Source organism: Nonomuraea turkmeniaca (genome assembly GCF_005889735.1).
Taxonomy (GTDB): domain Bacteria; phylum Actinomycetota; class Actinomycetes; order Streptosporangiales; family Streptosporangiaceae; genus Nonomuraea; species Nonomuraea turkmeniaca.
The window spans coordinates 1-17,746 of sequence record NZ_VCKY01000221.1; the positions used below are offsets into that span (position 1 = coordinate 1).

At 68.5% G+C, this 17,746-nt stretch carries 18 protein-coding genes and 2 pseudogenes; 11 read left to right on the top strand and 9 right to left on the bottom strand.

All coding sequences use genetic code 11. From position 1 onward, the window contains the following. Positions 1–227: 227 nt before the first annotated feature. Positions 228–752 (bottom strand): hypothetical protein, encoded by a 525-nt coding sequence (locus ETD86_RS55965; protein WP_170223556.1) that lies wholly within the window; start codon positions 750–752, stop codon positions 228–230. Here ETD86_RS55965 and ETD86_RS42500 point away from each other — a divergent pair. Together ETD86_RS42500 and ETD86_RS42505 are read left to right on the top strand one after the other, a co-directional pair. Then, entirely contained in the window at positions 751–948 is a 198-nt protein-coding gene (locus ETD86_RS42500; protein WP_138672300.1) for a hypothetical protein, read from the top strand. The two genes, ETD86_RS55965 and ETD86_RS42500, sit on opposite strands and share 2 nt — an antisense overlap. Before the next feature lie 124 nt (positions 949–1,072). Continuing rightward, positions 1,073–1,789, top strand: a complete 717-nt coding sequence (locus tag ETD86_RS42505; protein WP_138672301.1) for a response regulator transcription factor — start codon at positions 1,073–1,075, stop codon at positions 1,787–1,789. 280 nt (positions 1,790–2,069) lie between these two features. Here ETD86_RS42505 and ETD86_RS42510 read toward each other — a convergent pair whose 3' ends face one another. The 3 genes from ETD86_RS42510 to ETD86_RS42520 form a co-directional block, all read right to left on the bottom strand. Continuing rightward, a complete protein-coding gene (locus tag ETD86_RS42510; RefSeq protein WP_138672302.1) occupies positions 2,070–2,996 on the bottom strand; it encodes a Tat pathway signal protein in 927 nt (308 codons plus the stop codon). Positions 2,997–3,172: 176 nt separating this feature from the next. Further along, positions 3,173–4,327 (bottom strand): FAD-dependent monooxygenase, encoded by a 1,155-nt coding sequence (locus ETD86_RS42515; protein WP_138672303.1) that lies wholly within the window; start codon positions 4,325–4,327, stop codon positions 3,173–3,175. Beyond that, positions 4,324–5,736 (bottom strand): MFS transporter, encoded by a 1,413-nt coding sequence (locus ETD86_RS42520; RefSeq protein ID WP_170223557.1) that lies wholly within the window; start codon positions 5,734–5,736, stop codon positions 4,324–4,326. Before ETD86_RS42520 ends, ETD86_RS42515 begins: the two co-directional genes overlap by 4 nt. A gap of 92 nt (positions 5,737–5,828) precedes the next feature. On the opposite strand from ETD86_RS42520, the gene ETD86_RS42525 reads away from it, so the two are divergent. The 4 genes from ETD86_RS42525 (at position 5,829) to ETD86_RS42540 (ending at position 8,571) form a co-directional block, all read left to right on the top strand. Continuing rightward, positions 5,829–6,425 carry a TetR/AcrR family transcriptional regulator gene (locus ETD86_RS42525; protein WP_138672305.1) on the top strand — a complete coding sequence of 199 codons (597 nt, stop codon included), beginning with the start codon at positions 5,829–5,831 and terminating at the stop codon, positions 6,423–6,425. A gap of 114 nt (positions 6,426–6,539) precedes the next feature. Continuing rightward, positions 6,540–6,782: an MFS transporter gene (locus tag ETD86_RS42530; protein ID WP_138672306.1), complete on the top strand. Its 243-nt coding sequence runs from the start codon at positions 6,540–6,542 to the stop codon at positions 6,780–6,782. Between the two features lie 108 nt (positions 6,783–6,890). Next, on the top strand, positions 6,891–8,312 hold the full coding sequence (locus ETD86_RS42535; RefSeq protein WP_138672307.1) for an MFS transporter: 1,422 nt from the start codon (positions 6,891–6,893) through the stop codon (positions 8,310–8,312). A gap of 25 nt (positions 8,313–8,337) precedes the next feature. Next, complete coding sequence (locus ETD86_RS42540; RefSeq protein ID WP_138672308.1) at positions 8,338–8,571, top strand: universal stress protein; 234 nt, start codon at positions 8,338–8,340, stop codon at positions 8,569–8,571. Between the two features lie 77 nt (positions 8,572–8,648). On the opposite strand, the gene ETD86_RS42545 is transcribed toward ETD86_RS42540, so the two are convergent. After that, on the bottom strand, positions 8,649–8,873 hold the full coding sequence (locus tag ETD86_RS42545; RefSeq protein ID WP_138672309.1) for a heavy-metal-associated domain-containing protein: 225 nt from the start codon (positions 8,871–8,873) through the stop codon (positions 8,649–8,651). Positions 8,874–9,067: 194 nt separating this feature from the next. Between ETD86_RS42545 and ETD86_RS42550 the strand changes: the two genes are divergently transcribed. Together ETD86_RS42550 and ETD86_RS42555 are read left to right on the top strand one after the other, a co-directional pair. Continuing rightward, positions 9,068–10,033 (top strand): helix-turn-helix transcriptional regulator, encoded by a 966-nt coding sequence (locus ETD86_RS42550; protein WP_170223558.1) that lies wholly within the window; start codon positions 9,068–9,070, stop codon positions 10,031–10,033. A 258-nt stretch (positions 10,034–10,291) separates the two neighbouring features. Further along, entirely contained in the window at positions 10,292–11,212 is a 921-nt protein-coding gene (locus ETD86_RS42555) for a C40 family peptidase (RefSeq protein WP_246149115.1), read from the top strand. A gap of 199 nt (positions 11,213–11,411) precedes the next feature. Here the strand turns inward: ETD86_RS42555 and ETD86_RS42565 are convergent, their stop codons facing one another. Then, positions 11,412–12,506 carry a serine hydrolase domain-containing protein gene (locus ETD86_RS42565; protein ID WP_138672312.1) on the bottom strand — a complete coding sequence of 365 codons (1,095 nt, stop codon included), beginning with the start codon at positions 12,504–12,506 and terminating at the stop codon, positions 11,412–11,414. 405 nt (positions 12,507–12,911) lie between these two features. Here ETD86_RS42565 and ETD86_RS42570 point away from each other — a divergent pair, with 405 nt between their 5' ends. The 3 genes from ETD86_RS42570 (at position 12,912) to ETD86_RS42580 (ending at position 16,225) form a co-directional block, all read left to right on the top strand. Beyond that, positions 12,912–13,292 carry a BlaI/MecI/CopY family transcriptional regulator gene (locus ETD86_RS42570; RefSeq protein ID WP_138672313.1) on the top strand — a complete coding sequence of 127 codons (381 nt, stop codon included), beginning with the start codon at positions 12,912–12,914 and terminating at the stop codon, positions 13,290–13,292. A gap of 6 nt (positions 13,293–13,298) precedes the next feature. Then, a complete protein-coding gene (locus ETD86_RS42575; protein ID WP_138672314.1) occupies positions 13,299–14,216 on the top strand; it encodes a M56 family metallopeptidase in 918 nt (305 codons plus the stop codon). A gap of 152 nt (positions 14,217–14,368) precedes the next feature. Continuing rightward, the gene (locus tag ETD86_RS42580; protein WP_138672315.1) at positions 14,369–16,225 is read left to right on the top strand and encodes a PA domain-containing protein; all 1,857 of its coding nucleotides are present in this window, start codon (positions 14,369–14,371) and stop codon (positions 16,223–16,225) included. A gap of 154 nt (positions 16,226–16,379) precedes the next feature. On the opposite strand, the gene ETD86_RS42585 is transcribed toward ETD86_RS42580, so the two are convergent. The 3 genes and pseudogenes from ETD86_RS42585 to ETD86_RS58710 all read right to left on the bottom strand — a co-directional run. Next, positions 16,380–16,667: a hypothetical protein gene (locus ETD86_RS42585; RefSeq protein ID WP_211370657.1), complete on the bottom strand. Its 288-nt coding sequence runs from the start codon at positions 16,665–16,667 to the stop codon at positions 16,380–16,382. Between the two features lie 128 nt (positions 16,668–16,795). After that, positions 16,796–17,268: pseudogene (locus tag ETD86_RS58705) on the bottom strand (IS5 family transposase); the annotation flags it as partial. Between the two features lie 85 nt (positions 17,269–17,353). Next, a pseudogene (locus tag ETD86_RS58710) lies at positions 17,354–17,746 on the bottom strand (ABC transporter permease subunit); the annotation flags it as partial.

Consider the following 17,746-nt stretch of genomic DNA (forward strand, 5'->3'; position numbering starts at 1 on the left):
CCGCCCGAACTCCGAGCCGCACTCAAGACCATCACCCGGCACGTCGACGACTACGCCGCCCAAGCTCGGCTCCCTCGGGCGTCGTGAAACTTGACACAAACGTCCAGAAACGCGAGACCAAAGATCGCTAGTTGCGGTGCAACAAGATGGTTGTACGGTCGAACCATGGCGGATGAGCGTGAGCTTCAGGATGCCGTGGGCCGTTTCGTCCGCGCCTTCGGCCTGCATCAGCCTGACCAGACCCCCTGCGGGCGGCCGATCCCGGTGCCGGAGGCGCACGCGCTGGGTGAGCTGGCCAAGAGGTCGCCGGCGTAGCCGTGGGCCTTGAGCCCGATGATCACGTGAACGAGGCTGGTGATGGCCGCCCATATCCCTGCGTCGCGGGCCAGGGAGGTGGAGTCGGGAATCCGCCTGCGGAGCAGGAGGTTGGCCGGGCCGATGAGCAGCGTGAGCGCGAGGAGCGCGGTGGCGGTGTAGCCGCTGGCGAGGGTGAACTGCGCTTCGAACGTACGGCCCCCACCACCGCCGCCATGCCGACCGTACGGCGCGATCTCCGGCAGCGGAGACGAGGACCCCATGTCCAGCAGCGCGAAGCCCCCGTCCGTGAAGGGCGGGACGCTCATGAAGAGGACAAAGAGCACGGCACTGGCGAGGGCGAGTGGCCCGTGGTGGAAGAGGAGCCGGCGACGCCAGTCGCGGCCGGTGCCCAGCGGGCGGCCCAGTTGGTGCGACGATCGGGTGGCAGGTTGCATGGTCGACCTCACTCCGTCAATGGGCCCCGGCGGGCGACCGGTGACCGCCACCAGGCTGTTCCTGGTTCTGGCGCTGCACCGGTGCGTGTTTGTCCGGTCCCGCCCCGCCGCCGACCCCGGCGGCGCCCGCAAGCACCGCGCTGACGACCACCCCGATCAGGACGAGGGCAATGGTCCCTGGCACCCGTATCCATAGGGGAATGCCGGCCATATGCGTTTCCTTTCTCCCGGTCGGCGCAAGTCCAGCAAAACGGGCGTTAGGGCCCCGCTAGGGGATTTGCTAACCGGCTCCTAACGCGGCCGGCGGGACGATGGCGGGCGTGCGTGTACTGGTGGTGGAAGACGAGCGACTGCTGGCCGACGCGGTCGCCGCGGGGCTGCGCAACCATGCCATGGCGGTCGACGTTGCCTACGACGGCGACGCCGCGCTGGAGCGGCTGGCGGTCAACGACTACGACGTCGTGGTCCTGGACCGGGACCTGCCTCGCGTCTCCGGCGACCAGGTGTGCGCGACGCTGGTCGAATCCGCCACCGACACCCGGATCCTGATGCTCACCGCCGCCACGGCGGTCAGTCAGCGGGTGAGCGGGCTCGGCCTGGGCGCCGACGACTACCTCACCAAGCCGTTCGATCTCGCCGAGCTCATCGCCCGCATCCACGCCCTGGGCAGACGCGCCAGACCGGCTGCTCCCCCGGTGCTGGAGCGCGCCGGCATCCGCCTCGACCCGCATCGCCGTACCGTCACCCGCGACGGGCGGCCCGTCGCGTTGTCGCGCAAGGAATTCGCCGTGCCGGGGCCTGGGCGACCCGACACACGGCGAGGCGGTAAAGGCGATTCGCTGCGAGAGCGCTGCTCTCGATCCGGCAGGAAAGTTCAAGATCCTCGTCTGACCGCGAGGAAGCTGGCCGTCTGGCCCGCCCTGGCGAGGCTGGCGCCGCTTCCGTGGTCTGCTGCCCGCAGGACTGTTCCCGCGAGTGTCATGCGCTGGCCGATGCCGGCCTCCCAGGTTCGCAGGACGGTTCCGTCGTATTCGTAGTGGAAGTCGGCGATGGCCGTGCCTGGGCGGCCTTTGCCGGTGAAGTGGAAGTGCAGCGGGTCCGAGGCAGACACCTTTCCAGCGATGTCCAAGCGCGGGGATTCCGTGCCGGGTGGCGCGGGAAAGAGCAGGAGTCCGCTGAGGGTTCCGTCGTGGTCGGCTGACAGTCTCAGCTCCAACTGCCCGAACCGGAGCCTGTTGAAGTCGTCCACCGGGTCGGGCAGGTTGAAAAAGCTCCGGTACGTGTAGGCACCAGTCAGGTCCGCGGCGTCCAATGCGATCAGTCCAGCTGGATGAAGGGGACAGGCTCAGGGATGCCGTTGTCCTTCAACGCCCCAATGGTGTCCTCCAGGGCGCGGACGTGTGACTCGAGGGCGACGGCCTCGGCGTTGCCCGGGCGGGCGCGACGTGCCAGCTCAACCACATGGTGGTGATGGTGCCCGGGCGTCGCCGGACCTGTCCATGGAGGGTCGAAGGTCCAGGGAACCGGCCCAGTCTTGTCGTTGGCCCTCATCCAGTCGTCGATGCGGGCGTCCACCCAGCCGTGCAGCTTCCAGAAGATCGGATTGACATGGCTCGAGTAGGTGTCGGCCAGCCAGTCATAGCTCGGCACGTCCCATTGGGTGTCGACGTCGAAGGCCGAGCCACCCGGCCGGTATTTGGGCCTCTCGGCCGCCCAGCGCATGTGCAGGGTGTTGTGGATGCGGAATTCGATGAACGCGCCGAGACGGCCGAGCGGCATTCCCCGTAGCACCGCCGGATCGGTGACCTCGGCTTCCCTTTCACGTAGCCGCGCAAGCGTTTCCGCGCTCTTGGCTCGCTGTATGGAACTGGTCGTCGCGTCGTTGCCGGGCACGATGAACGGCGGCGGAACGGGGAATTCCGCGTCTTCCGCGCCCGGTATGGACGGCCATCCCACCACCCGAGGGTGCTGCGGATCTGCCAGGTCGGTGAGGATCTCGTTCACGGTGCGAATCATTTCCCGGTGCATGAACAGGAAGTCCTCGCCGGAGCCGTTGTCGAACTGGACCTGACTGTTCGCGGTCAGCGACGGACGCGGCGGCTCCCAGTCGTGATCGCGGTACACCTTCCGCTGGGCTTCGGTGAGCCTTTCCCAGGTATCGCGAGACGCGTGCCAGAGCGCATGGTACAGGCGCACGGCGCGGTCTGCCATGGCTACGATCACGGGTTGGGGCAGGGTGGCCATTCCATCCTCCTTCGTGGCTACCCGGAGGCTAAGCAGAATCAGCCCGAAGGAGATGAGTACCCCCTACCCAATTCAGGGCCCTGCGCAGGTAGGCGGCTTCGCGATCTCCTAGCTCGAGAGCTGCACGGCCACGGCGGCTACCACCACGCCCCATGCCGTACCGAGCAGTGCGAGCGCTAGTGAAGGCGGTGGTGTCTGCGGAGCAAGCGGGTGACCGGCGGCACGGCGGCCAGACGCAAGGGCAGCTCCAGCTTCAACAGGTCCAGCCGGTTGGCGGGCGCGTGGGCTCTGGTGTTGCGGCGGCCCATGGCCAGCCGTTCTTCGGCTTCGAGACGCAGTTCGGCCTCCCATTCGCGCAGGCCGGCCGGGATGTCGCCGGGGTGGCGGCGCAGCGCCGTTCCCAGGAGCTCGGCACCTCCCACTGCCAGTGAGGATCCGTAGCCGGCGAAGAGAGTGACGCACCAGGCGGCGTCGCCGAGGAGCACCACCCGGCCGTCGCTCCAGCGGTCGGCGACGATCTGGCTGACACTGTCGAAGTAGACGCTGTCGGTGGACATGTCCCGGATCAGGTCCGGCGCGGCCCAGGTGATGTCCCGGTAGGCGTCGGCCAGCGCCCGCCGTGGCCCCTTGGCCAGTTCGGCGGCGGGGTTCGCGGCACCGTAGGTGAAGAAGGCCGCCGTCCGACCCGGCCCCAGGTTGGCGATCGTGAAGATGTGGCCGACGCGGGTGACGGTGGTGAAGGCGCGTTGGCGTGCGCCGTCCGGCAGGTGATCCAGTGTCGTCGCGGCCACCATATGGCCGAGGTCGCGGCGGAAGCGCACTTCCGGACCGAAGACCAGCTCGCGCACCTTCGAGTGCAGCCCGTCCGCGCCCACCAGCAACTCGGCCTCGAGTACGGTGCCGTCGCCGAGTTCGACACGCACACCATCCTGATTCTGCTTCACCGCGGTGAGGGTGGTGCCGAATCGGATCGGCACCTTGCCCTCCACTGCCTCATAGAGCGCTTCCTCGATGTCGCCGCGCATCAGCGTCAGGCCGCGGTCCCCGAGCAGGGCCTGCATGGTGCGGTGCGGGACGGTGAAGCGGTGCCGCCCTCCGGGTTTCCGGTTGACCATGTCCACGGCGCCGACGTGGCGCTCGCGCAGCGCGGGCAGGATGCCCATGCGCTCGGCGGCGTCGTAGCCGTGGCCGATGAACGCGACGACGTATCCGCCGCTCCTGCGGGCCGGGGCAGGCTCGATCACCACAGGCTCCCAGCCGATCTGGTGCAGCCGCAGCGCGGCGGCCAACCCGGCGATTCCTGCCCCGATGATGACGGCTCTGCTGCTCATGACTCTTCCCTTCTGTTGCGCAGGACGGCGAGCGCGATGACGACGACCACGGCCATCAGCCCCGCGGCCACTCCGAAGCCGAGGCGGTATCCGGCGACGAGTCCCTCCACCGACCCGGCCGGCGCGGACGCGGTGGCGCGGACCGCGACAGCGGACAGGACCGCCAGCCCCAGCGCCCCACCGAGCTGGGCGCTGACGTTGAGCAGCGACGAGGCCACGCCACTGGACGAAGGCGGCACCCCGGTCAGAGCCGCCGTGGTGAGCGGGACCACGATGACGCCGAGGCCGAGCCCGACGACGAGGAGCGGCGGCATGACGTCCGCCATGAGCGTGCCGCCGGGCGAGAGGCGGGTGAACATCAGCAGCCCGCCGGCCGTGACCAGCGACCCTGCGGCGATCACCAGGCCGATGCCGAACCGCCGGACCAACCGTGGTCCGAGGACGGACGCGGCGATGAGGATCACCGTCAGCGGCACATACGCCAGCCCGGTCACCACGGCGGAGTAACCGAGCACGCCTTGCAGGTAGAGGGTGGCGAAGTAGAAGACGGCGAACATCGCGGCGCCTCTCAGCGCCTGGATCACGTTGGCGCCGAGCAGCGATCGGTTCTGGAAGAGCCGTATCGGGACCAGTGGCTCCCTGGCGATCCGCGTCTCGTGCAGGGCGAAGTAGGCCAGCAGCACGGCGGCAACCGCGAGCAGGGTGAGCGTGCGCGCCGAGGACCAGGCGTTCGCGTCGGTCTGCAGGACGGCGTAGGCCAGCAGCCCCACTCCCGCCGTGGAGGTCAGTGCGCCGAGCAGGTCGAACCCGCGAGAGGTGCGGGCGGGCCGCTCCCCGCCGACCAGTAGCCGCCCGGCGACCAGCAGGAGCAGGCCGATGGGTAGGTTGACGAAGAAGATCCAGCGCCAGCCCGGCCCGTCGGCGAACAGCCCGCCCGCGATCAGACCCACGGTGCTCGCGGCCCCGGTCGCGGCGCCCCAGATAGCAAACGCTCTGTTCCGCGGTGGCCCTTCGGGGAAGATCAGGGCGATCAGCGCCAGCGTCATGGGGGCGATGAGCGCCGCGCCCAGCCCTTGCACCACCCGGGCCGCGACCAGCGCCCAGTCGCTCTGCGCGAACCCGGCCGCGGCCGAAGCCGCGGTGAACAGCGCGACCCCGGCGAGCAGGACGCGCCGGTGGCCGTAAAGATCGCCGAGCCGGCCGCCGAGCAGGAGGAACCCGCCGAACACGACCATGTACGCGTTGATCACCCACGACAGGTTGGCGGTGGAGAACCCCAGGTCGTCCTGGATCGCCGGTAGCGCGACGTTGACGATCGTGACGTCCACGCTGTCCAACACCTGGGCCAGGCACAGTAGGCCGAGCGACACCACGTGCCGGCGGGTCCAGACGAACTCTCGCGTCTCCATAAGGCTCCTCACAGTCGAGAATGAGCATGTGCTCATTCAGTATGAGCACATGCTCATTCCCTGTAAATGCTGATCAGGTAGATTGAGGGCTCATGTCACCGCGTGGCGTTGCGATCCCGGACGTACGGCAGCAGCTCTTCGACGCCGCCGAGCGAGTGCTCCTGAGCAAGGGCCCATCAGGCCTGACCGGACGTGCGATCACCAAAGAGGCCGGGTGCGCCACCGGCCTTCTCTACAAACACTTCGCAGATCTGGACGCGTTCCTGGCCGCACTCTTCCTCGATCGCGCCGGCCGGGCGAGCGCCGAAATGGCCCGCCTGCCCGGACTGGCGGGCACGGGAAACATCGTCGACAACCTCATGGACGCCATCGAGACGTTGTTCGCGGGCAACCTGCTCGCGCTCGCCGGGCTTGCCATGGCCAGACCGTCCATCATCAGCCATCTGGGCGAGGCGCTTGCCGACGGCACGCTGGAGATGGACGCCAGCGAGCGGGCCTTCGCCGCCTATCTCCGCACCGAGCAGGAACATGGCCGCATCAGGGCCGAGGCGGATGCCGAGTCACTCGCCCTCGCACTGGTGGGCGCCGCACATCAACTTCTGCTCACTCGCGGACCTCAGGCGCCCGACCTGCGCGACCGCATGCGCAGGACGGCTACCGCCTTGATCTCCGTCGTCACACTGACGTAGAAGCCTGCTTCTACGATGATCAATAGGAAGCATCGCTTCGCGGTTGTTACGGACAGTCGGTCAACACCCCTCATCCGAGCCGCCTAACCACGCCTGGCGGGTGCCCTCCTGTACGTGAGCAGCCCGATCAACGTCGTGATCGCACAAGACCTCGCGCCGGACGCACCGGCGAGCGCGGCCGGCATGGTCCTCGGCGTGTCGGTCGCCGTGGCGGGGGCGCTGTACGTGGCCCTCGGCCGGCTCCAGGAGCTCATGGGGCTCGGCATCGGGATGCTCATCGGGTTCGCGCTGGTCATTCCTGCGGCGCTCATCGCTCTGGCGGTTCTGTGGCGGCACCCGGAAGCCGACCGGGCTTGACATATACCCCCTTGTGGTATTGATTAGCCGTCGCACATGTACCCCCCCGAGGTATATTGCCGCATGAGCTATACCCTACCCCGGTATAGATATTCGAGGAGATCACTCATGTCCGCACCATCCCCCCGGCGCTGGACCGCCCTGGCCCTGATCGCCACCGCCCAGTTCATCGTCATCATGGACACGTCGATCATCGGCGTGGCCCTCCCCCGCATCCAGGAAGACCTCGGCTTCTCCCAGGAGAACCTGTCGTGGGTGTTCAACGCCTACGTCGTCGCCTTCGGCGGGCTGCTCCTGCTCGGCGGCCGTCTGTCCGACCTGTTCGGCGCCCGCCGCCTCTTCGGGGCCGGCTGGCTCATCCTGCTCGCCGGCTCGCTGGTGGCCGGCATCGCCCCCGAGGTCTTGGCCGAGCTCACCGGCCGCGCCGTACAGGGCGTCGGCGCCGCCCTGATCGCCCCGTCCGCCCTCACCCTCCTGATGATGCTCTTCGGCCACGACCCCAAGGAGCTCACCAAGGCCCTCGCCCTGTACGGCGCGGCCGCACCTGCCGGCGGCACCGCCGGAGTGTTCCTCGGCGGCGTCATCACCGAATACCTCAGCTGGCCCTGGGTCTTCTACATCAACATCCCCATCGCCCTCGTCGCCCTGCTGGCCACCGGCCCGCTGATGCCCGCCGCCCAGCCCCAACGCGGCTCCGTCGACGTGACCGGTGCACTGACCGTCACCCTCGGCCTCGGCGCCGCCGTCTACGCCATCGTCCGCGCGCCCGAGATCGGCTGGGCATCCGCGCAGACCTGGCTCGTGCTCGCCGCCGCCGTGGCGCTGCTCGCCGCCTTCGTCGCCATCCAAGCCCGCCGCCGCCAGCCGCTCATGCGGCTGTCGATCTTCCGCACCCCGAACCTCGCCGCCGCCAACCTCACCCAGCTGTTGCTCGGCGGGGCGTGGATCCCCATGTGGTTCTTCCTCAACCTCTACCTGCAGCAGGTCCTCGGCTACAGCGCCTTCCCCAGCGGCGCCGCCCTGCTCCCGATGACCGTCCTCATCATGATCGGCATGATCGTCCTGGCGCCCCGGACCATCAACCGGTTCGGCCCCAAGACCACCACCGTCACCGGCCTTGCCCTGCTCGCCGCCGCCATGGCCTGGCTCGCCCTGATCAGCCCGGACGGCAGCTTCGCCACCGACGTGCTGCCCGCCAGCCTGGTCGCCGCCCTCGGCATGTCACTGGCCTTCATCCCCTCACTCGGCACCGCCATCTCCTCCGCCCGCCCCGAGGAAGGCGGCCTGGCCTCCGGCATCGTCAACACCAGCTACCAGGTCGGCTCCGCCCTCGGCCTGGCCGCGATGACCGCCGTCGCCGCCGCCAACGGCGCCGCGCAGCTCGGCAACCTGCCCGCCCTGACCAGCGGCTTCTCCGCCGCGTTCATCGGAGCCGCCGGCATCGCCCTGCTCGGTGCGCTGCTGGCTGCGGCGACCCTGCGCTCTCACGCGTCTGTGCCCGCCGACGAGGTCGCCACCTCCAGCCGCTGACCCTCCCCTCGCAAAGGAGAATCCCATGATCCCCATCACCCACGACGCCCGGCACGCCATCCAGGAAACGTCGCCGACACCGTCGTGGACGTCGCCGAAGCTCGACGCTTCGCTGATCGTCCTCGGCCCCCGCGGTCGCCCCGGACTGGGTCCGGTGCTGTCCGGCAGCATCTCCACCCGCGTCATGCACTCCGCGGCCCGGCCCACGCTGGCCATCCCGTCCAAGCCGCTCGCGGCAGCCCGCCGCGCCGATCGCTGAGGCGGCGTCGCGGTTCGGGGAAGGGAACGCGTGTCCCTTCCCCGAACTTGGGACGCTGCGCAGCCGCCTGTCAGCTCCTACACGTCGCAACCAGCGGCCGCGAACGCCGCCTCGATGAGTCCCCGATCCACTGGACCGTCCGTGAGCACGCCCACCCGTGAGCGTGCCGGGGTGACGTCCACGCCCACGACGCCCCGGACCTGGATGAGCTCGGACCTGATGGCCGACAGGCAGTGCTCGCACGTCGCCGGAGACAGGCCGCTGACCTCGTAGGTGACCAGGCTGTATGCAATGGTGATCAACCGGATTCCTCCTTCGTGCCGGGGCGCGATGATCTGATCTCGCGCCCTCCAGGGGATCGTTGCGTAAAGCGCGAGGCCAGGGAGCTTTCGGAGGCTTCCGACAGACGCCATGGCGGAAACCGGAAGTGAGCGGCTTTGCCGGAGCAAAGCCAGATATGTCATGGTTCGGGGGGATCATCCGGGAAAGGAGCGCTGTGGAGGACCTGGAGGACGATGGAGTCGCACAGGCCCTGTACGCACGCATGCACGGCCGCGGCGAATCATTCCCCGAAGCGTCGCAGGGCCTCCAACTGGCCACAGCGGAAATCGAGCGGGCCCGCGACCAGCTCACCCGGCTCAACCTGCTGAACCCGGACACGCAGACCGCCGTCAACGTGGCCGCCGCGCTCACCCGTACCCTTCAGAGCAGCCATCGCGCGCTCGACACCCTGGTCGAGCAGCACGTCAGGATGGCGGCGCTGGCCCAGCACTACCTCGATCTGCCCCGGCAGGCGGGCGGCGACGCGCACGTCGAGTTCTTCCCGCGCGCCGACCGCGAGCGCCTGAACCAGCGCATCGGCGAACTGGCGGAGCTCAGCCGGCACGAGGTCGTCGGCCTGCATCCGCCGGCCGACTGGACACGCGAGAGCCTGGAGGCCGGCCTGGCGCGTACCAAGGTGACGGTGGGCAATGGAGCACGGGTCCGGAGCCTGTACGCACAGATCTCCCTGTCCAGCCCGCTGATCCGCGAGTACGTAGGCCACTGGAGGCGACTGGGCGTAGAGGTGCGGGTCGCGCCGGTGATCCCCACCCGCGTGCTCGTCTACGACAGACGCACCGCGATCGTGCAGGCCGACCCGGACGACCTTGAGGCCGGCGCGGTGCTGATCAGCGGCGCGAGCGTGGTCAGTTCGATCGCGGCGATCTACGACTACTGCTGGATGACGGCCTCGGAGCCGGAGGACGTGCCCGGCTCCCCAGACGGCTCGGTCCTCACCGACCAGCAGCGCGCCGTACTGCGTCTCCTGGCCACCGGGGCAAAGGACTCGGCGATCGCCCGCAGCCTGGGCGTTTCGACCCGCACGGTCACACGCCTGGTGAGCGAACTGACGGCGGCGCTGGGCGCAAGCAGCCGGTTCCAGGCGGGGGTGCGGGCGGCCCGGCTCGGCTGGCTCGACTGACAGCCGCGCCGGCTCCCGAACTCCCGTGACGCCGGGGTCATGCCGGTGAACGCCCCGCAGCCAGCCCGCGCATCTCCGTATGGCAGGTGCTATCGCAAGTAGTAGACGTCGGCCTCCCAAGACGAATTGCCGCAGTTGGAACCAATCACCCCTCGCACTTCTGTAGCATTTCGCCGCAGATTGGGAGACTTACGAGGAGGCGTCGTAGTGACCGTGCTGACAAGGCTTGGGCGAATGGCATTAGCCGCAGCACTAGCCTTGATCGCACTGACCTCGAACGCTCAAGCTGACCCGTCCCCCGCCAATGCCAGGGCCAAGCTGGTCAAGTTGAACGAGCAGGCCGACCAGCTCGTCGAGCGGTACAACCAGGCCACCGAGACCTATAAGAAGGCCAAGAAGAAGTACGACGCCGTCAACGCCGAGTTCGGCCGCACGAGCGCGCGGGCCGACACCCTGCGCAGGGACGTCGTCACGGTGGCGGTCTACGACTACCAGTTCGGCCCTGCGACGGGCTGGCAGCGGTTCGTCGCCCAGGGCAGCCCCGAGCAGATCCTCGGCGGCATAGCCACCCTCCAGCAGATCGCCCAGGACAGGGCGGAAAAGGTACAGGCCTTTGAAGCGACGACCAAGGAACTGCGTCACCGGCGCCAAGAGGCCCAGAAGACGCTGGCAGAGGCCGAAACCGCGCGCGCTAAGGCGGGCGACGAGAAGGCCAAGGTCGACAAGATGGTCGCCGAACAGACCAAGCTCCTGCGCAGGCTGGGCGCCTTCCAAGCCGGCGACCCCAACAGCCCGGGCATCGAATACACAGGCCCGGCCTCCGGCAACGCCCGCTTGGCGCTCGAGTTCGCCTTCGCCCAGGTCGGCAAGCCCTACCGGTACGGCGGCACAGGTCCCGACTCCTACGACTGCTCCGGCCTCACCCAAGCCGCCTGGCGCAAAGGCGGAGTCGAACTCCCCCGCACCACCTGGACCCAGTGGAGCTGGGGCGCCGACCGCCGCGTCCCCATGGACAAGCTGGAGCCCGGCGACCTGCTGTTCAGCAAAGGGCTGGGACACATGGGCATGTACGCCGGCAACGGCAAGATGGTCCACGCGCCACAAACCGGAGACATCATCAAGGTGGTCGACCTCGACGACTACTGGCGCGACCGCCTACTCGGCGCAGTCCGCCCATGACAGTACGACGGCGGGCCGCCCTGCCAGGGCCAGCAAGCCAGTGATGAGACGGGAGTCCAGGCACAACCCCGTGTGCCCGGGTGGCGCGCCGAGGGTATGGGCTACGTGTACTGATCCGAGAACGGGAAGCGGCCAGAGGGACGTTCCTGAGCTTTGCTATCCCTTCTAGTGTCGGCAGCGTTGGCCTCGGGGCTGGTGCTCAGTCCTCGCCCACCACGGTTAGGTCGTCGCCAAGCGCGACGGCGATCTCCGCGGCGCGGGAGTGATCGTCCAGCCGACGCGTCAGGTACGCACAGCCGTGGCCGTGCGTGAGCGACCACCAGGCGGCCGAGCCGCCGATCCCGCCCTTGGCGATCTTGCCTCGGTCGCGGACGAAGCCCAGCGTCCAGGTGATCCTCGTGCCGAAGACCTCGTCGAAGTCCGTGACCTGGGAGGCGAGCAGATCCGCGTGCAGTTGCGGCCCGAGCAGGGCGCGTACCGGGCCGTCCTCGCTCGTCAGCGAGGAGAAGAACTGGGCCATGGCGGTCGCGGTCGTGTGCAGATTGACCGCCCCGAAGACGGCCTGCCGCCACGCTCTGGAGTTCGTCCGCTCGATGTCCAAGGCGCCGGCGGGAATCTGCAGCCATGGCGCGGCGTGGAGTCGGCGCGGCCAGGCCGGGTCGGCGTACTCCAGGTCGGCAACACGATCCAGCGCGGGATCCGGCACCGAGAACCAGGCGTCCAGGCTCAGCGCGGGGCGTACCACGTCGTTGAACATCTCCACCAGCGTGGTGCCGGCGCCGGCGCGCAGGATGCCATCGACCAGATGCCCGTAGGTCAGCGCATGCTCGCCGAGCGACGTCCCGGGAACGTACTCCGGCGCCGCCCGCACCAGGCTCTCCCGCAGCCCGCCGTCGTCGAGCAGGTCGAGGCCGGCGGCCTCGGCCGGGAAGCGCGGCTGGCCGGCGCGGTGGGTGAGCACCTGGCGCAGTGTGGTGCGTTCCTTGCCGTTGACGCCGTAGTCGGGCCAGTACGTGGCGATCGGCTCGTCCAGCAGCAGCACGCCGTCCCGCACCGCCACCAGGGCGGCAAGCGTCACGAACGCCTTCGACAGGGAGTAGGGCATGACGAGGGTGTTCGCCTGCCACGGACGGGTCCGCGCGGCATCGGCCCAGCCCGCACTCAACTGAACGACCTCGCGGCCATCCTTCCAGACCGAGACGCCCGCCCCCGTCTCCCGGTCCTCGTCGACCAGCTTCTGGAAGACCTCGCGCACCGCGTCGTATCCGTCCGCGACGAATCCCTCGACCTTCATCGCGCCTCCATCCTCGCGAGCCGGCTAACGAACCTGACGGATATCTCGCTCATCTCGCACACCTCCGTATGCGACAGCAGTCCTCTCCGCAATATACCCATAGAGGGTATATTCAACAACGGGTGGCGCCTGACCTCCCCTGTCGGATCCCAAGGACATCCCTATGGTGGTCGCCGGTCGTCACCCGCTAACCAACGCGCGGCCCAGACAAGAGCCCTGGGCAGGGATGACGCCCTCTGCACCCTCGACGACTGGCCGGCGAACCTTCTCGGCATCGGACCCGCGAGTGCATATGACCGCGAGCACCCCGGGAACTGCTTGGGGGCTTGAGGCGGGTTTCGATACGGTTTGGGGGGATGCAGTCACGCGCCATGGTGGCAAGCTCCGGAGAAGTGGAGACGCCGGATGGGAGAGTTCGGGCCGCTGGAGCAGGCGGTCATGGAGTGCCTGTGGGCGGCAAGCCGGCCACTGCTGATCCGCGACGTTCTGGAGCAGGTGAATCGTGGACGGGAACGGCCACTCGCCTACACGACGGTTCAGACGGTCGCCGATCGGCTCGCTCGCAAGGGCCTGGTCACGCGAAGCCGGGCCGGCGCAGCGATCGCCTACGCGCCCATGCGGTCGCGCGAGGAGCATGTCCTCGCCGTGATGCTGGACGCGCTGTCGGACCTTCCGGATCGCGGTCCCGTCCTGGCCAGGTTCGCCGAGAGCGTCGACTCGCAGGACGCCCAGAGGCTCCTCGACGCGCTGGCCGACCGGAGCGCGAGTGCCCCCGACGCGGAGTGAGGGGCCATGACCGGAAACATCGCGGGGCTGATCGTCCTCGCCTTTCTGATGACCCACCTCATGGGCCCCATGGTCATGCGTGCGGGATGGCTGCGCCGCCATGCCGGCGTCGCCGTGGTGGTGTGGGCCGGTGTCGTGGCGAGTGTGGTCGTCGTACTTCTGGCGCTGACGGGCGCCATGCTCGCCTGGCCGCCCGGGCCAGTGCATTCCTGGGTCGAGCACCTTCGTTCCTGCCTGCCGGGACACACGCACAGCGGAGAACTGGCGACGATGACGCTCGCCCTCGTGTCCGGCGGGATGCTGTTGCGGACGCTGTGCGTCGGCGCGGCTCGCGCGCGCCACACGATCGCCGAGCGGCAACGGCACCACGACATGGTGCGGCTGGTAGCGAGATATCCGGACGATCCGAACGACGTCTGCCTGATCGAACATCCTGCACTCCTCGTCTACTGCCTGCCGCGACGTTCCCGGCCGATCGTGATGACCACCGGCGCGTTGGAGCGGCTGGACGCCGACGAGCTGAGCGCGGTGCTGGAGCACGAACGCACCCACCTACGGCGCAGGCACCACCTCCTGCTCGCGGTGGTCGACGCGGTCCAGGCGGCGCTGCCGTGGTCGGCGACCATCCGGCACGCCCGGGAAGAGCTGTCCCGGCTGGTGGAGATGGTGGCCGATGATGCGGCCGCGCACCGCTACGGCCATGCCCCGGTGATCGGCGCGCTCCGCCGGCTGGGACTCGGTTCCAGCCCGCCGGGCGGCCTAGCCGCCACTGGAGAGACCCGGCAGTTGCTGGACCAGAGGATCGCCCGCCTCGAATCGCACGAAGTGCCAGGCAGGCTCAGCGTGGGAGCCGCGATCGCGCTGGCTCTGTCCCCGGCCCTTGCTCTCGTCATTGTTGCGGTGGGATTACAGCTGTCGTGTTGAGAAGTTCGCATTTCGCCATGAAACCGGACAATTTTTGCCTGTAGCTGTAAGTCTCCTACGAAATGTAGGAGAAGCTCTTCCCGACTGCCGGTATCGGCCCTTATGTTCCCCGTACTGCCATCCTCTGCCACCACTACGGAGGAACATCCTCTATGAGGCACAAGGCCAGCCGCTTAGCGGTAGCCGCAGCCATCGCTGCAGGCGCAACACTGGTATCACTGGCACCGTCCGCATTCGCGCACGACGGCGCGACAAGCAGCGACGGCGCGATCGACCACGCGAAGATCACACACAACCACCACCAACACGGCGGCGACCATGGCCACCTGCCCGCATCAAGTGCCAACGTCGAGCTCATCAGCAAGCTCGCGCTGAAGAACGTCGAGCCGGAGAAGATCGCCGACGTCGGCGTCCACGAGGGCTACGCCTACCTGGCCGCATGGGGCGGCGCGACCTGCAAGTACAACGGCGTGCACGTCGTCGACATCAAGAACCCGGCCCAGCCGAAGGAAGTCGCGTTCATCGTCGCGAAGGAGGGCAGCGCGCCCGGCGAAGGCATCCAGGCCCTGAGCGTTGACACGCCCGCCTTCACCGGCGACATCCTCGTCACCAACAACGAGGTCTGCAAGGCTCACACCGGGGTCGGCGGCCTGAACATCTACGACGTCACCGACCCCGCCCACCCCACTCCCCTCGCGGTGGGCATCGGCGACGAAACCGTCGCGGGCGCCGGCAAGAAGGACGCGAACGAGATCCACAGCGTCTTCGCCTGGGACGCCGGCAACAAGGCCTACGCCGTCATCGTGGACAACGAGGAAGGCACCGACGTCGACATCCTCGACATCACGAACCCGAAGAAGCCCAAGGTCATCGCCGAGTACGACATCGACGAGAAGCTCCCCGGCATCACCCAGCCGGGCCTCGACGAGATCTTCCTGCACGACATGGTGGTGAAGGAGATCGACGGCAAGCAGGTCATGCTGCTGTCGTACTGGGACGGCGGCTACGTCCAGATCGACGTCACCGACCCGCTGAACATCTCGCTGCTGGCCGACAGCACCTTCGCCGACCCCGACCGCGAGGCGGCCGAGAGCGGGCTGAGCGTCAGGCCGGAGGGCAACGCCCACCAGGCCGAGTTCACCCTCGACAACAGGTACGTTCTGGCCGCCGACGAGGACTTCTCACCGTACGCGTTGAAGACCTCGAACCTCACTGACGGCACGTCGATCAGCGCCGGCGAGGGCAGCGGCACCACCAAGCTCACCCCGGGACAGGCGCTGACGGGCGTGGCCAAGTTCGCCGGCCTCGCCTGCCCCGGTGGCGCCGCCGTCCCCGCGGGCGACCCGAATGCGGTGGACATCGCCGTGGTCGAGCGCGGCGTGTGCACCTTCACCGAGAAGGTCGCCGCTGTCATCGCCGCCGGTGGCTACGACGCGGTCCTCATCTTCAACCGCACCGGCACCGACGCCTGCGACGCCGCCCTCGGCATGGACGTCCAGGGAGACATCCCTGCCTTCGGCGTCGCGCCCCGCGGCCAGGGCTTCGCCATCTTCAACCAGCCGTACAGCAACGCCGACTGCCTCGCCGGCACGGGCCCGGAGCAGCTCCCCGTGCCCCTCGGCACTGCCGGCGACACGCTCACCTTCTCGTCGTACTTCGACGGCTGGGGATACGTGCATCTGTACGACCGGCAGACGATGAAGGAGCTCGACACCTATGCGGTGCCCGAGGCCCACGACCCCGCGTACGCGACCGGAAAGGGCGACCTGTCGGTGCACGAGGTGGCGACGTCCGCCAAGCAGGCGGACCTCGCCTACTTCTCCTACTACTCCGCCGGCTTCCGGGTGACGCGGATCGTGGCCGGCAAGATCCAGGAAGTCGGTCACTTCATCGACGAGGGAGGCAACAACTTCTGGGGTGTGCAGGTATTCGAGCACAACGGCCAGGAGTACGTCGCCGCCAGCGACCGTGACCACGGCCTCTACATTTTCCGCTACACCGGGAACTGACCATCTGACGGGTGAAGCCGATACCGCTCCGGTAACCTGCCGGGGCGGTATCGCCATCCCTGCCCAACATGCACTGAGCGCCAGCGTCACCGAAGGCCGAAACGCTGTGGCGTCAATGGGACGTGTCATGGGCGCGCCCGTTCTAGGGCCTGTTTCAGAAGTCGGGTAAGGAGTCTCGGCTGAGGGCTGCGTGTGCTCGAGATGCCTGAGCGGTCCAGATGGTGACGTCAGAAGCGATGCGGCTCGGGTCGGTCGCGGTGTCAAGGCGGTGATACCGATGAAGCGTGTCGCGGTATTCGACCTCGTAGGTGCCATCGTCGAGGCGGGCGACTGAGGCGAACCAGGTGGGGTCGTCTTCGTCTGGTTCGACGATGACGAAGGTGTTGTCGGGCAGGGCGAGCTCAGTGATCATCTCGTAGAGGGCGTCCTCGGGCGGCTCCACGATGAGTTCGCCGCTCTCGGTTTCCGTTCAGCCGGATGTACTCGCGCCCCACTATCGGCCCCCTTTCCAGACGTACAGGTCAGCGCTGAACAGAGTGTGCAGGATTCCGGCCGTGGCCAGGAGCGTGGTCACAACCACTCGTTGATGCAGGCGATGTGCACGGTCGCTTCGTAGCGGACGGCCAGCTTGTCGTAGCGCGTGGCCACGGCGCGGTTGCGCTTGAGCCGGTTGATCGCGCACTCGACGGCGTGGCGCTCGCGGTAGTCGACCTTGTTGAACAGGGGAGGTCGGCCGCCGCGTGATCCTCGTTTGCGGCGGTGCGCCGCCTGGTCATTCTTCTCGGGAATGGTGCATTTGATACCACGCCGGCGCAGGTAGGAGCGGTTAGCGCGAGAGGAGTAAGCCTTGTCGGCCCGGACTCGATCGGGGCGAGTACGGGGGCGACCACCGCCCAAACGCGGCACCCGGATCCCCTCCAGCACCGGCCTGAACTGCGGGGAGTCACCCCGATGCCCGGCCGTGGCCACTAACGACAGCGGCTTTGCCCCTGTTCGACGGCCAGATGCGTCTTGGTGGTCAGACCGCCACGCGACCGGCCCAGCCCATGATCGTCTGGTTCCGTACGAGCCCCTCCGGGGTGCGATCGTCGCCGCGGGGTTGAGTCCGAGGTCCTGGAGGTTCTCGCGGAGCATGGCAGCCCAGTCCGGCGCGGGAGGTGCCGGCCCGAAACCGAGGACGTTGAGCGCGGCGGTGAGCTGCACGGCCAGCACCAGCCGCTGGCCGAAGTCAGCGCCGACAAGGCCCGCGTGCGCGGGGAGGACTTCGCGCAGCAGTACGGCACGCCTGCGCCCCCCGCGGGACAGCGCCGCTTCGACGTATCCCGCGTGCCTGGCCTGGGCCGTGGCGTCGGCGACCACTCGCAGGGTCAGCGGCGTACCGCCGAGCACGGTGCCGACGATCACCGCGGCCGGTCCCGGCAACGCGACCACCGCGAGCAGCGCGAGCAGGAGGAGAGGCAGGGCCAGCAGCAGGTCGGCGGTTCCGGTGACGGCGCGGCCGAGCCGGCCGTGGTTCCATCC